This is a genomic window from Caballeronia grimmiae (assembly GCF_000698555.1).
Lineage (GTDB): Bacteria > Pseudomonadota > Gammaproteobacteria > Burkholderiales > Burkholderiaceae > Caballeronia > Caballeronia grimmiae.
This window is the reverse complement of record NZ_JFHE01000012.1, coordinates 1-13,325: the sequence shown is the minus strand read 5'-3', so window position 1 is coordinate 13,325 and position 13,325 is coordinate 1. Positions and strand designations below refer to the sequence as shown.

Genomic DNA, 13,325 nt, shown 5'->3' with positions numbered 1-13,325 from the left:
TGACGTGCCGTAAGCCATTGCAATCATCCTGAAAGGCCGGTGAGTTCATCTTCGGCAGTGTATTTGTGCATATGCACTTTGTCAAATGACTTTGCTCACGACCTAAGCGTTTATGAACTATGCTTGAACGCACTGCGGGACGTTCGTCCGCGGATCGATGGCCTCAGACGGAGGTGCGTCATGTCATGGATAACCGGGCGAGCGCATCGCGCTTGTTTGCCGCGCGATCGCATCGCTTCGCCGTTCGCTTTCTCGCTGACTTCCATGGCGCTCGCCGTGATGTTCGCGTCGAACGCGGGCGCAGCGCCGCCTTTGCCCCAGTGCGGCCAGTTCGTGGCGGGGCAAGGTTCCATCAGTACGCAAGCCAAATCCGTCAGCATCACGCAGACGACATCGCGCGGCGTGATCGACTGGCGCAGCTTTTCTATCGGCAAAGGCAATACGGTCGATATCAGCAACGGCTCGGGCGCGACGCTCAATCGCGTGACCGGGCTCGACCGCTCGATCATCGACGGAAAACTCAGCGCAACCGGCAGCCTTTACCTGATCAATCCGCAAGGCGTGGTGATCGGACGCACGGGCGTGGTGACGACCGGCGGGCGCTTCGTCGCATCTTCGCTCGATGCGTCGAACAGCGCGTTCATGGCCGGCGGGGACCTGACGCTTACCGGAACCGGCGGCGGCGTCGTGGCAAACCTCGGCCAGATCGGTTCGAGCGGTGGCGATGTGTTCCTGATCGCGCGCACGGCGGTCTTCAATCGCGGCGAAATCAACGCGAAACAAGGCACCGCGGAACTCGCGGTCGGTAGCCAAGTGTTGCTGCATGACGCAGTAAGCGGTCAGCAAGTGTTCGTGCAAGCCGGAAGCCGCGGCACCGTCGATGCCTCCGGCACCATCGACGCCGCGCAAATCAGCCTGCAAGCCGCCGATGGCAATGTCTTCGCGCTCGCCGGCCGCCCCGGCGAACTGCGCGCAACCGGCACCGCGACGCGCGACGGCCACGTGTGGCTCGTCGCGGAGCGCGGCGCGGTGCACGCGCACGGCCGCATCGGCGCGGCTAATGCGGACGGCAGCGGCGGCACGGTCGACATGAACGGTGCGACGCTGCACGTCGACAACGCATCGATCGACGCCGCGAAGTGGAATCTGGCCACGCCAGCCTTCACGGTCGATGGCGGCGCGGCCGGCGCGCTCGCGAATGCGCTGTCGCACGGAACGTCGGTGGCCGTCGATACCACCGGTAAAGGCGGCAAGGCCGGCGACATCGACGTGAACGCGAGCGTGCGCTGGAACGGCGACGCATCGCTTGCGCTCAACGCATTCCACGCGGTCACGATCGCGCCCGCTGCGACTGTCGCGAACAACGGCGCAGGCAATCTCACCTTGCGCGCGGACGCCAGCGGCGTCGGCAACGGCGGCGGCGTGGTGAATGGAGGCGTCATCGACTGGTCGAGGAGCGTGGGCATCGTGTCGATACTGCGGGACATGAACAGCGGGTACACGCCCGGCACGATCGCCACGAACGCACAGTGGACCGCCGCACCGTACAGCGGTCTCGCGACGCAGCTCACGGTGTATCGCCTCGTCAACACACGGGCCGATCTCGACGCGATATCCGCCGATCCCGGCGGCGTCTACGCGCTTGGCAAGGACATCGCGCTGACGACGCCCTACGCGGGCATCGGCGTTTCCTCGCAAACCGCCTTCAGCGGACAGTTCGACGGCATGGGCCACACGATCTCCGGCTTCAGGCTCGTCGATCCGCCCGCCGGGAGTTATGCGGGACTGTTCGGCACGATCGCGACCGGCGGCATCGTGCGCAATCTGAACGTGAACGGGACCGCCGCGACGTATGCCGGCGCGAACATCGGCTTGCTCGCGGGCCGGAACAACGGACACGTGGCCGGCGTGCACACGGCAGGCGCCGTCTATAACGGCCAGGGCATCACGTCGCTGACCGGTGGCGGCCTCGTCGCGGTGAACGGCGGGACCATCGAGCGGTCGTCGAGCACGGCCAGCGTGTTGGGGCTGGAGACGATGGGCGGACTCGCCGGCACCAACTCCGGCGTCATCACTCAGTCGTACGCCACCGGCGCGGTCACCGGCGGATCGCACGCGGATGCGGTCGGCGGGCTCGTCGCGCGCAACACCGGGACGATCGCGCAGTCTTACGCGACCGGCTCGACCTTCACCATTCTCGGCGTCAGCGGCGGGTTCGCCGGCGATAACGCCGGGACCGTGAACCAGTCTTTCGCGACCGGCACTGCCACGCCGTACGGCCCCAATCCGATTGGCGGATTCATCGGCGTGAACGGCGGTTCGTTATCGAATGACTTCTGGGACGTGCAGACGACCGGCAAGACCATCGGCGTGAACGGCAGCGGCGCGGAAGGCGCCACCGGTCTCACGACGGCGCAAATGAGCACGGCGCAGAGCTTCGGGCCGCAATGGGACTTCGGCCCGAACGGGACATGGGTCATCCCGGCGGGCGGCACCCATCCGATTCTGCGCTGGCAGTTGCAGACGCCTTGAAGCGCAGGTCACGCACGCGCCGCTTCGCGCTGCGGCAAGTCGATGGTGACGGCTCTGTCGTCGATAGGAAAGTGCAGCAGCGCCGCGACCAGCCCCGCGATCGCCGTCGCGCCCCAGATGAGCGAGTAGGAGCCGGTGGCGTCGAACACATAGCCGCCGAGCCACGCACCGAGGAACGAGCCAAGCTGATGGCTCAGGAACACGACGCCGAACAGCGTGCCGAGATGCCGCGTGCCGAACACTTTCGCGATCAGGCCGTTGGTGAGCGGCACGGTGCCGAGCCACGTCAGGCCCATGACGGCGGCGAAGACGACGACCGAGACGCTCGTCGTCGGCAACAGGACGAACAGTGCGATCGCGCCGCCGCGTATCAGGTAGAGCCACGCGAGCACATGATGCTGCCGCAAGCGTCCGCCGAGCCAGCCGCATCCCCAGCTGCCGATCATGTTGAAGAGGCCGATCAGCGCGAGCGCCGTCGCACCGAGGCCGACCGGCATATGGCACAGCAGCAGATAACCCGGCAGATGCGTCGCGATGAACGCAAGCTGGAAGCCGCAAGTGAAAAAGCCCAGCGTCAGCAGCCGATAGCCGCGATGACGTGACGCGTAGGCGAGCGTATCGCGCAGTGGCATCGCAAGCTCCTCCATGCCGGGCGATGCCGCAACAGAAGCAACTCGACGCCGGCTCGCGCGGTCCAGCACGATGCCGAGCGGCGCGGCCAGCAGAATCGCAAAAGCGAGCGCATAGAGCGATGCCGGCACGCCGGCGTGCACGCGGATTTCCTGCGCGAACGGCACCATCAGCACCTGACCGAGCGATCCGCCCGCGCTGGCGAGGCCCATTGCGACGCTGCGCGTTTGCGGCGACGCCGCACGTCCCACGGTGGCGAGCACCACGCCGAAGCTGGTGCAGCTGATGCCGATGCCTACGAGCAATCCGAGTCCGAGCACGAGCATCCATCCCGATGTCGATGCGGCGGCGAGCGCGAGCCCGGCGGCGAACGTCGCGGCGCCCGTGGCGACGACCGGCGCCGCGCCGTAGCGATCGGCGGCGGCGCCGGCGAACGGCTGCGCGAAGCCCCACACGAGATTGTGCAGCGCGATGGCGAACGCGATCAGCGTGACGGGCAAACCGCGATCGAACGAGAACGGCCCGATGAATAACCCGAAGGTCTGGCGCACGCCCATCGCGGCGCTCAGGATCAGCGCGGCCGCGCCGATGAGCGCCCAGGTCGCCGCGCGGTTCGTGCGGTTCGTATGTGTTGCCTGCGTTAGGGACGGCATGATCGCGTTCCTCCTTGCGGCAATCGTCGCAGGCCCGGGCACGCGCTGACAAACGAAAAGTTTTCGCGGACGGATGAGCGGCGTTCAACCGTCCGCGCATTCGCTTCAGATACGCCCGGCGAACTCCGCCGCCTGTTCGACCAGCCAGCTTCGGAACGCCGCGCGTTCGGCGCGCTCGCTAGCCTGCGGCGTCTCGCACAGCCAGTAGGCGGTTTGCGTTTCGACCGTCGTCGCGAGGGCTTCGACGAGCGTGCCGTCCGAAAGCTCGCGGTCGACGAGCGGCCGCCTGCCGATGGCGACGCCGAGACCGGCGGCGGCGGCATCGAAGGCGAGTTGCACGGTATCGAAGCGCAGCCCGCCTTGCGTGTCGAGGCCGTCGACGCCTGCGCCGTCGATCCACGCCTGCCAGTCCTGGCTCGCGGTATCGACGTGGATCAGGGTCGCGTGCGCGAGGTCGGGCGTATCAGTATCGTTGCCCAGCATCGCGCGATAAGCCGGGCTGCACACCGGCACGAGCCGCTCGCCGAAGAGACGCAGCCACGATGCGCCGTCCACCGGGCCGCGACTCAGGCGCAGGCCGAAATCGAAGCCATCGACGGGAAAGCCGGCCTGGCGGCGTGACGTATCCACGCTCACGTCGATGTTCGGCCAGCGCGTGCGAAAGTCCGCGAGACGCGGGACGAGCCAGCGCGCGGCGAGCGTCGGCGCGCAGGTGACGGAGATCGAGCGGCGCTTGCGCCTGTCGGGCAGCGATTGCGTGCCGATCGCGATCAGCCCGAACGCCTCCGCGATATACGGCAAGTACAGCTCGCCCGCCGCGCTCAACGAAAGTCCCCGCGCCTCCCGCACGAACAGTTCGACGCCGAGCATGTCTTCCAGCGCGCCGATGCCATGACTCACCGCGCCCGGCGTCAGGTTCAGTTCGGCGGCGGCGAGCTTGAAACTCTTGTGCCGCGCCGCGGCTTCGAAGAGGCGCAGGGCGTTGAGCGGGGGCAGGCGCTGGGGCATGAGCGTGCTTTTCCGGATGGACAGTGACGTTATCGTACAGCCGCCTTGCGTCGCACTGCCCGCGTTGGGATTCCCCTTCCTGTGCGTTCGCGACATCGGCCTTAGCAAACTGAAAGGAGACGCCTAGAATCAATGCACCGCGTACTGCCTCCGTCCCCGTTCAACAGGACAAGACATGCTGCAGCCATTCGCCTCCTCGGAATCGTTCACGATCGGCGTTGAACTCGAAGTTCAGCTTGTGAACACGCATGACTACAACCTGACGAAGGCGACGACGGAACTGCTGAACCGCGTGCGCGCGGAAACCTTCGCGGGCGCGATCAATCCCGAAACCACGGAAGGGATGATCGAGGTATCGACCGGTGTGTGCAGCAACTTCGAGCAGGCGCGAAGCGAACTGCTCGGGCTTCGCGACACGCTGGTTCGCGCCGCCGACTTTCTGAACGTCGGCGTCTGCGGCGGCGGGACCAACTTCTTCCAGAACTGGTACGACCAGCGTTCCGACGGGCGCGCGCGTTCCGAATATCTGATGGGCCTGTACGGCGCGCTTTATCAGCAGTTCACGATTTTCGGCCAGCACGTGCACGTGGGCTGCGCCGATGCCGACTCGGCGCTCGTGCTGCTGCATTCGCTGTCGCGCTATGTCCCGCACTTCATCGCGCTGGCTGCGTCATCGCCCTTCGTGCAGGGAAGCGACACGCGGTTCCAGTGCGCCCGCCTGAATTCCGTCGCGCCGTTTCCGTTGGCGGGACAGGCGCCGTTCGTCACGAAGTGGTCGGAATTCGAGCATTACTTCGATCGCATGACGAAGACGGGCCTCGTGAACAGCCTCAAGGATTTCTACTGGGACATCCGTCCGAGCCCGGGCTACGGGACCATCGAAGTGCGCGTGATGGATACGCCGCTGCGCGTCGAATGGGCCGCCGCCATCGCGGCTTATATTCAGGCGCTTGCGCGATACGTGCTCGTCGACGAGCCGCTGCGTCTCAGTGAGCGCGATTACGAGGTGTATCGGACGAACCGGTTCATGGCCTGCCGCTTCGGGCTGGAAGGAACCTGCGTGAATCCGGAGACCGGGCAAAGCGTTATGATACGCGACGACATTCTCGCTACGCTCGATGCGATCGCGCCGCACGCGCGGGCGCTCGGAGGAGAGGAGGGACTCGACCAGATCAGGCGCACCGTGACCGATGGCCTGAGCGATGCGACGTGGCTGCGGCGTGTCTACGGCGCGCATCATTCGTTGCATGAAGTGGTGCGTCAGCAATGCCGCATATGGCGTGGCGCGCAGGCGTGAGAGCGAGGGCGTCTTCGATGTCGAAACGATCCGTCAGCCAGGGACGGCGTAGATTCTTGCTCGAGTCGCGTGTCTTGCCATCCGCGCTGCTTCTGATGGCTTTCGGCGATGCGAGGCCCGCGCTCGCCGCCACGCCCGCCTGCAGCGACGCACACGAGCCGACGCCGCGCCAGACGGCGGGTCCGTTCTTCCTGCCGCGCTCGCCGAAGCGGACATCGCTGCTGGAGGCGGGCATCGACGGGACGAAGGTCGTATTGAGCGGGCGCGTATGGTCATCGCAATGCAAGCCGGTGCCGGGCGCGCTGCTCGACTTCTGGCACGCCGACGATGCCGGCGAATACGACGTCGACGGCTTCCGCCTGCGCGGGCATCAGTTTGCGGATGGCGAGGGACGGTATCGGCTGGAGACCATCGTGCCGGGGCTGTATCCGGGGAGAACGCGCCATTTTCATGTGAACGTGCAGCCGCCCAATGGAGCGGTGCTGACCACGCAACTGTACTTTCCGAACGAGCCGCGCAACGCGCGCGATTCGCTGTTCGACCGGCGCTTGCTGGTCGCGACAGGCGACGAGGGCGGGCGCAAGACGGCGCGATTCGATTTCGTGTTGACGCTCGCATAGCGATTCATCGCACTAGCTTATTCGACGATGTGCGCTTTAGTTATGCATAAGCATTTGTTCCTTTGCACGCCGGTCCGTCTTACCGTAGCGCTGCGGCAGCAGCACGTTCTGCACGCGCAACCGCGAACCGGACGCTTAACGATACGCAAGGGAACGGCATTACATGGCAGGCTTCGATCGACATGACTTCCTGATTTCATCCGATGCGGCCATCGCATCGACGGGACTGTCTTCACTGGCATTTGCACGGAATCAGGGCGCGGCGCCCCGGCGCGGCGGCACGCTGAACGTGCCGATTAACCCCGAGCCGCCTGTGCTCGCGTCGATCTTCCAGACGGCCGGATCGGCGCTCGTCGCAAGCTCGAAAGTGATCGAAGGGCTGCTGCATACGACTTCGATCTCAAGCCAATGCCACGATGGTCAGCCATTCACGTCGGCGGATGTCGCGGTGTCCATCGAACTGCCGAAGTCCATTCATCCGCGCCGCTTCAAGTCGTGGACGCGCGGCGCGAATATCGTCCATGACCGCAACCCGGATCACTGGGACGCAAGCAAGCCTCGAAGTGAAACGCGACCTCGGGCTCGCGTATCGCTTCATCTCGCATGACCTCTCGATGGTGCGCTATATCGCGGATTGCGTGCATGTGATGCACGGCGGGAAGATCGTCGAGCGTGGCGATCATCGTGAAATCTCGCGCGCACCGCGACACGCGCACACCCGCGCGCTGCTCGATGCGGTTCCCGTCAACCGGTTCGACGCGCAAGCCGCATAAAACATGACCCAACAAGGAAACCAGATGCCGGAACATCACCACTCCTCGGCCTTGCAGCAGGCCCTCGATGCGCTGCCCGCGCTCGCTGCGGCGATCGGACAAGAAGCGGCGGCGCGCGAAGTGCGTCGCGAATTGCCGTTCGAAGCGTTCGCACGCTTTCGTGAATCGGGGCTCGGCAAGCTGCGTCTGCCGGTGGAATGGGGCGGCTTCGGCGGCTCGCTCGAAGATGTCTTTCACGTGATATCGACGCTCGCCGCGCATGAGAGCAATGTCGCGCATGCGTTGCGCATTCATTTCGACCAGACCGAAGCGCTCTTGCTGTCACCGCGCACGCCGTTCAACGAACTGCAAATCGGACGCGTGGCGGAAGGCGCGATCTTCGGCGGTGCATCGACGGAAGCGGGCACGTCGCGGCCCGGCGAAATCACGACGCAACTGAGGCGCGACGGCGATCACTATCGACTGAGCGGCCGCAAATACTACGCGACGGGCACGGCGTTCTCCGACTATGCGCGTCTCAACGTGCAGGATGAAACCGGCGAGCCGGTCATCGCCATCGTGCCGACCAAGCGCGAAGGGCTGAACGTGCTCGACGACTGGGACGGCATGGGCCAGCGCATGACCGCGAGCGGCAGCCTCGTGTTGGATGACCTGCTCGTGCACGCCGACGAAGTCACGCCGCGCACGCTGACGACGCTCGCAGGACGTCACGGCGGCGCGCTGCGGCAACTGCATCTGGTGGCGGTGGCGGCGGGCATCGTGCGCAACGTCGTGGCCGATGCGAAGCGCTACGTGCTTCGTCACGGGCGTCCGGTGCTGCATAGTCCCGCGCCGTCCGCGCGGGAAGACGGCTTCATCCAGCAAGTGATCGGCGAGTTGTCGGCGCATAGCCATGCGATCGATGCGCTCGTGCGCGACAACGCACGCGTGCTCGATCGCTCGTCGCGGGCGATTCGCAACGGCAGCGCCGATGCCGATGCGCTCGTGCTCGAAGGCGCGCTGGCCACCGCGCGCACGCAGCTCGTCGTCAGCAAGCTGGCGCTCTATGCAGCCGAGCGCATGTTCGAGGCAGGCGGCGCCTCGGCGACGGCGCGCGCGCATAACTTCGACCGTCACTGGCGCAATCTGCGCACGATCTTCAGTCACAACCCGCTGCTGCACAAATCGCGCGTCATCGGCGATTACGAGCTGAACGGCGTGACGACGCATCTCACCGAAGGACGCGTGTTCTGACGCGCTTCGCCCATCATTCGAATCGGAGTCTTCCATGAGCGGCGAATTTCCGCGCCAGTTGCATCTGAACATCAACGCGCTGCACTCGGGCTTCGTGCCGTCCGCGTGGCGCGTGCCCGGCGCCGATCCGCGCGCCTTCATCGACGTGGACCATTACGTGCGCCTCGCCCAGACCGCGGAGCGCGCGTGCCTCGATGCGATCTTTCTCGCCGATAACGCCGCGATCTCCGATCAGCTCGACATGCGTCCGATCACCGCGCTCGAACCGACGCTGCTGCTCACGAGCATCGCCGCCGCGACGACGCATATCGGGCTGATCGCGACGGCATCGACGAGCTATAACGAGCCGTACAACATCGCGCGGCGCTTCGCGACGCTCGACCTCGTCAGCAAGGGGCGCGCGGGATGGAACATCGTGACCACGGCGGATCTGCCTTCCGCCCGCAACTTCGGGCTCGACGCCGTGCCCGATCACGCGCAACGCTATGCGCGCGCCGACGAATTCGCGTCGCTCGTCAAGGCGCTGTGGAACAGCTGGGAAGACGACGCGTTCATCGCGGACAAGGCGAGCGGCCGCTTCGTCGATCTCGGCAAGCTGCATCCGGCTGCGCATCGCGGGCGCTTCTTCGGCGTGCAGGGCGCGCTGAATCTGCCGCGCTCGGCGCAGGGTCATCCGGTGCTGGTGCAGGCGGGCGCATCGGGCGACGGGCGCGATCTTGCCGCGCGTCACGCGGAAGCGGTGTTCTCGGCGTCGCAATCGTTCGACGAGTCGCGGGCGTATCGTGAAGACCTGAACGCACGCGCCGCGCGTTACGGACGCGGCCCGAACGCGGTGAAGGTGCTGGCCGGGCTGACGACGATCATCGGCGCGACCGAGACGGAAGCGCTGCGCCGCCGCGACGAACTCGTCGACCTGATTCCGTGGCGCTACAGCCTGAACCGGCTGGCGGGAACGCTCGGCGTGCCGGTCGATTCGCTCTCGCCCGACAAGCGTCTGCCCGACGATCTGCCGCTGCCCAATAACGGCAACGGCAATCACACGTTCTTCAACGCGACGCTCGCGCAGGCGCGCGCGCACGGCTACACGGTGCGTGAGCTGGTGCGGGCGCTGGCGGGCGGGGGCGGGCATCGCGTGATCGTCGGAACGCCGGAACAGGTCGCCGACGACATCGCGCACTGGTTCGAAAACGGCGCCGCCGATGGCTTCAATCTGATGCCCGACGTCCTGCCCGACGGGCTCGAAGCGTTCACGGAAGGCGTCGTGCCGATCCTGCAGCGGCGCGGCATCTTCCGTCGCGCTTATGAAGGCGATACGCTGCGCAGCCACTTCGGGCTCGGAAAGCCAGCAGGGCATGCGGCGGCGCGCGAGGCGGCGTAACGAAGCATCCTGCAGCGACGCGGCCCGTCACGGCGAGACGGCGTCCGCCTCCACCGGCAAGCCTTCCGCCTTCCACCTCAACATCCCGCCGGCGAGATTCGCCACCTTTCCGAATCCGGCTTTGGTCAGCAGCACGCTGGCCTGAGCGGACCGCACGCCCGAGCGGCACACCGTCACGACCGGCCGCTCGCGATCCAGTTCGTCGATCCGGTCGATCAGATGCGACAGCGGCACGAGCTTCGCGCCCGGCAGATGCCCCAACCGGTCGATGAACTCGGGCGCCTCGCGAACATCGACGATCTGCAGCGCGTCTTGCTGCTCCAGCAGCGCCGTCGGTTCGATCTCCCATACGCCGCTGAATCGCAGCGTGAGCGGCGCCCAGTCCGGCATGTCGTCGGCCTGCGCGTCGTCTTCGGGCTGTCCGCAGCGCAGGTTTGCCGGCACCGCCACGGCCATCCGTTTCGGATGCGGCAGATCGAGGTGGCTCATATGGCCCATGAAGTCGCCGATATCCACGTCGCCGCCGAGACGCGGATTGAAGCGCCGCTCCTCCGCGACGCTCGTCACGGTGATGCCGCGATAGTCGTGCGCGGGGTAGAGCAGGCAATCGCCGGGCAGCGTCAGAATTTGCTCGCGCACCGAGGCGAACAGCTGGCGCGGATTGCCGTGCTGGAAATCGGTGCGGCCACAGCCGCGAATCAGCAGGCTGTCGCCGGTGAAGGCCATGCGCTCATCGTCGAGCACATAGGTGAGGCAGCCGTTGGTGTGACCGGGCGTTGCGCGGACCGTCAGATGGCGGCCGCCGAAGCCGACGCGATCGCCATGTTTCAGCGGCCGGTCCACGCCCTCGGCGCCGGCTGCTTCCGCGAGCGCGATCGAGCTGCCGCATCGACGGCGCAGCCGCCATGCGCCGGTCACGTGATCGGCATGCACATGCGTGTCGAGCGTGGCGCACAGGCGCAAGCCGAGTTCTTCCAGAAGCGCGAGGTCGCGCGGCGCCTGCTCGAAGACGGGGTCGATCAGCAGCGCCTCGCCGGCATCGCCGAGCAGATACGTGTAGGTCGAGGACGCGGCATCGAAAAGCTGACGAAAGATCATCGCGAGTGTCCGAAGGATGAAGGCGCGTACCGATGCGGGCGGCCTCTACCTTCATTCAAGCCGGTTCGTGGCGAATGCTCAAGCCCGTCGCGCCGCCGCTTTTCGTGACCAGGACAAGGTGCTGTCGAAAAGGCAATCCTATGAATGTTTTCGATTGCCAAGCCTCATGGTTGGCAACATACTTGCTCGCTCGTGGGGCCGCGTTATTGCGTAGTTTCGGGCAAGTTCGCCCGGCGGCCAAAACCTCCGCTCCACCGACATCCGCGCACGAGCGATGATCGACGATTGGCGCTTCCAACGATAACGGCCGATGCTCGCCAATACCTATAACCCGCTGTTGGTCGTCTGTTCGCTCCTCGTGGCCATGCTGGCCGCCTACACCGCGCTCGACATGGCGGGGCGCATCGCGCTTGCCGAAGGGCGCGCCGCGCGCTACTGGATGATCGGCGGCGCATGCGCGATGGGCCTCGGCATCTGGTCGATGCATTTCATCGGCATGCTCGCGTTCAACTTGCCGATTGCGCTCGGCTATGACCCGGCGATCACGCTGCTGTCGCTGCTCATCGCCATCGCGGCGTCGATGTTCGCGCTCTGGCTCGTCGGCCAGAAAACGCTTCCTTTATCGCGGCTGATCGTCGGCGCCTTGCTGATGGGGCCGGCCATCGCGGGCATGCACTACACCGGCATGGCGGCCATGCGGATGCGGCCCGGCATCGAGTACCAACCGGCGCTCGTCGTGTTGTCGGTGACCATCGCCATCGTGGCATCGGGCGCGGCGCTGTGGATCGCTTTCCGCTTGCGGCAGGCGTCGGGCAGGCTCTTTCTTCGCGGGATCGCATCGCTGGTGATGGGCGTGGCGATCGTCGGCATGCACTACACCGGCATGGCCGCCGCGCATTTTCCGCTCGGCAGCGTCTGCGATGCCGCGCAGGACGGCTCCGACCCCGCGTGGCTCGCGCTGGTGGTGATCCTCGTGACGCTGGCGGTGATCGCCATCGCGCTGATCATCTCCGTGCTCGACCTGCGGATGGAAGCGCGCACGGCGGTGCTCGCGGCTTCGCTCGCGGAGGCGAACAAGGAACTCGCCTTTCTTGCGCTTCACGACAGTCTCACCGGCTTGCCCAACCGCGTGCTGCTCGAAGACCGCCTCGAACAACTGGTGCGGGGCGCGCGGCACACGAAAGGCCGCTTCACGCTGATGTTCATGGACCTCGACAGCTTCAAGGCGGTCAATGACGCGCTCGGGCATCGCGTCGGGGACAAGCTGCTCGTCGACGTGTCGCGGCGGCTGCGGGATGCACTGCGATCGCACGATACGATCGCCCGCGTCGGCGGCGACGAGTTCGTGCTGCTGTCGGACGTCGGCGATGCGGCGGGCGCGGCGGCGGTCGCGCAGGCGCTGGCCCGGGCGATCGAAGCGCCGTTTCAGGTGGAGGGCCACGATGTCCGCATTTCGCTCAGCATCGGCATCGCCATTTATCCGGACAACGGCGCGGATCAGGAGGAACTGCTCAGCAACGCCGATGCAGCGATGTACCACGCGAAGGCGCTCGGCAGCGGCAGTTGCTGCTTCTTCGAGCCGTCGATGCAGGCCGACGTCTATGAACAGATGCAGCTCGCGCATGAGTTGCGTTCGGCGCTCACGGCCGGCGAGATGGTCCTTCACTTCCAGCCCAAGTTCGCCGCGCTGAGCGGCGCGGCGGTCGGCGCGGAAGCGCTGCTGCGCTGGAATCATCCGGTGCGCGGATTGTTGTCGCCGGACCGCTTCATCGCGCTCGCGGAGAAGACCGGGGCGATCGTGCCGATCGGCATGTGGGTGCTCGACGAAAGCTGCCGCCAACTGAAGCTGTGGCATTGCGCGGGGCACGTCGACTGGAGCATCGCGGTCAATCTGTCGCCCTTGCAGTTCATCGACGACGGTCTCGTGCAAGCCGTGCAGGACGTGCTGCGCCGGCACGATCTGCCGGCGCATAGCCTGATTCTCGAAGTGACGGAATCCACTGCAATGCGCGACGTCGATGTCAGCCTTGCGGTGCTGCAACAGCTTCGGCATACCGGCGTGCAGATCGCCATCGACGATTTCGGCACCGGCTATTCGAGCCT

The 13,325-nt window shown here is 66.1% G+C and carries 10 protein-coding genes and 1 pseudogene; 8 read left to right on the top strand and 3 right to left on the bottom strand.

The annotated features are described in order from the left end of the window. Positions 1 to 180: 180 nt before the first annotated feature. Entirely contained in the window at positions 181 to 2,532 is a 2,352-nt protein-coding gene (locus tag BG57_RS14690) for a two-partner secretion domain-containing protein (RefSeq protein WP_229754000.1), read from the top strand. Between the two features lie 8 nt (positions 2,533 to 2,540). Here the strand turns inward: BG57_RS14690 and BG57_RS14685 are convergent, their stop codons facing one another. Together BG57_RS14685 and BG57_RS14680 are read right to left on the bottom strand one after the other, a co-directional pair. Beyond that, on the bottom strand, positions 2,541 to 3,815 hold the full coding sequence (locus tag BG57_RS14685; RefSeq protein ID WP_052005820.1) for an MFS transporter: 1,275 nt from the start codon (positions 3,813 to 3,815) through the stop codon (positions 2,541 to 2,543). 105 nt (positions 3,816 to 3,920) lie between these two features. Continuing rightward, the gene (locus BG57_RS14680) at positions 3,921 to 4,823 is read right to left on the bottom strand and encodes a LysR substrate-binding domain-containing protein (protein WP_035965698.1); all 903 of its coding nucleotides are present in this window, start codon (positions 4,821 to 4,823) and stop codon (positions 3,921 to 3,923) included. Between the two features lie 175 nt (positions 4,824 to 4,998). Between BG57_RS14680 and BG57_RS14675 the strand changes: the two genes are divergently transcribed. The 6 genes and pseudogenes from BG57_RS14675 (at position 4,999) to BG57_RS14655 (ending at position 10,124) form a co-directional block, all read left to right on the top strand. Further along, positions 4,999 to 6,120 carry a YbdK family carboxylate-amine ligase gene (locus BG57_RS14675; RefSeq protein ID WP_035965070.1) on the top strand — a complete coding sequence of 374 codons (1,122 nt, stop codon included), beginning with the start codon at positions 4,999 to 5,001 and terminating at the stop codon, positions 6,118 to 6,120. A gap of 56 nt (positions 6,121 to 6,176) precedes the next feature. Continuing rightward, positions 6,177 to 6,740: a dioxygenase family protein gene (locus tag BG57_RS14670; protein ID WP_229753999.1), complete on the top strand. Its 564-nt coding sequence runs from the start codon at positions 6,177 to 6,179 to the stop codon at positions 6,738 to 6,740. Between the two features lie 163 nt (positions 6,741 to 6,903). Continuing rightward, positions 6,904 to 7,347 carry a hypothetical protein gene (locus tag BG57_RS14665; protein ID WP_035965067.1) on the top strand — a complete coding sequence of 148 codons (444 nt, stop codon included), beginning with the start codon at positions 6,904 to 6,906 and terminating at the stop codon, positions 7,345 to 7,347. Next, positions 7,298 to 7,513, top strand: a pseudogene (locus tag BG57_RS31615) (glutathione ABC transporter ATP-binding protein GsiA); the annotation flags it as partial. The gene BG57_RS14665 and the pseudogene BG57_RS31615, both read left to right, overlap by 50 nt. Before the next feature lie 3 nt (positions 7,514 to 7,516). Further along, positions 7,517 to 8,746: an acyl-CoA dehydrogenase family protein gene (locus BG57_RS14660; RefSeq protein ID WP_371875861.1), complete on the top strand. Its 1,230-nt coding sequence runs from the start codon at positions 7,517 to 7,519 to the stop codon at positions 8,744 to 8,746. Positions 8,747 to 8,780: 34 nt separating this feature from the next. Continuing rightward, a complete protein-coding gene (locus BG57_RS14655; protein ID WP_035965060.1) occupies positions 8,781 to 10,124 on the top strand; it encodes an LLM class flavin-dependent oxidoreductase in 1,344 nt (447 codons plus the stop codon). A gap of 27 nt (positions 10,125 to 10,151) precedes the next feature. Here the strand turns inward: BG57_RS14655 and BG57_RS14650 are convergent, their stop codons facing one another. Further along, the gene (locus BG57_RS14650; RefSeq protein ID WP_035965058.1) at positions 10,152 to 11,222 is read right to left on the bottom strand and encodes an MBL fold metallo-hydrolase; all 1,071 of its coding nucleotides are present in this window, start codon (positions 11,220 to 11,222) and stop codon (positions 10,152 to 10,154) included. A gap of 310 nt (positions 11,223 to 11,532) precedes the next feature. Here BG57_RS14650 and BG57_RS14645 point away from each other — a divergent pair. Then, the coding region (locus tag BG57_RS14645; RefSeq protein ID WP_035965055.1) for a putative bifunctional diguanylate cyclase/phosphodiesterase at positions 11,533 to 13,325 on the top strand (1,793 nt) is incomplete at its 3' end.

Excerpts from the sequence above, each read along its gene's own strand:
- BG57_RS14690 (WP_229754000.1), top strand. The coding sequence starts at position 181 with ATGTCATGGATAACCGGGCGAGCGCATCGCGCTTGTTTGCCGCGCGAT.
- BG57_RS14685 (WP_052005820.1), bottom strand. The coding sequence starts at position 3,815 with ATGCCGTCCCTAACGCAGGCAACACATACGAACCGCACGAACCGCGCG.
- BG57_RS14680 (WP_035965698.1), bottom strand. The coding sequence starts at position 4,823 with ATGCCCCAGCGCCTGCCCCCGCTCAACGCCCTGCGCCTCTTCGAAGCC.
- BG57_RS14675 (WP_035965070.1), top strand. The coding sequence starts at position 4,999 with ATGCTGCAGCCATTCGCCTCCTCGGAATCGTTCACGATCGGCGTTGAA.
- BG57_RS14665 (WP_035965067.1), top strand. The coding sequence starts at position 6,904 with ATGGCAGGCTTCGATCGACATGACTTCCTGATTTCATCCGATGCGGCC.
- BG57_RS14660 (WP_371875861.1), top strand. The coding sequence starts at position 7,517 with ATGACCCAACAAGGAAACCAGATGCCGGAACATCACCACTCCTCGGCC.
- BG57_RS14655 (WP_035965060.1), top strand. The coding sequence starts at position 8,781 with ATGAGCGGCGAATTTCCGCGCCAGTTGCATCTGAACATCAACGCGCTG.
- BG57_RS14650 (WP_035965058.1), bottom strand. The coding sequence starts at position 11,222 with ATGATCTTTCGTCAGCTTTTCGATGCCGCGTCCTCGACCTACACGTAT.